General features: G+C 56.6%; 1 protein-coding gene. It reads right to left on the bottom strand.

Annotated elements, in window-relative coordinates; translation table 11 throughout:
* Positions 1 to 258 (bottom strand): cytochrome c oxidase assembly protein (locus SB764_RS42065; RefSeq protein WP_410867046.1); only part of this gene is annotated, 258 nt, incomplete at both ends.

Here is a 258-nt window from a genome sequence, read left to right as displayed (position 1 = left end):
ACCACGTGGTCAAGGACCTGTCCGTTGAGTCGAAGCAGGATGCCGGGGACAGCATCCACCAACAGCTCAATGAAAACGAAAACGAATTCCAAGGTGATGTAGGTGCTGGAACGTTGGAAGTCTGATTCTTCGATGATCGGAAGCGCCATCAGGAGGCCCAGCAACGGAACCAGGAGGGTCACCAGCGTTTCGGCCAACGGATCTGCGCGCAGGGTATGAAAGGCCGGAGTCAGGAACGTGGAGAACAAGGCCAAGCCC

Source organism: Paraburkholderia sp. SIMBA_027, from assembly GCF_046535315.1.
GTDB lineage: Bacteria > Pseudomonadota > Gammaproteobacteria > Burkholderiales > Burkholderiaceae > Paraburkholderia > Paraburkholderia tropica.
The sequence above is the reverse complement of the archived record's forward strand: the minus strand, read 5'-3'. Positions and strand labels throughout refer to the sequence as shown.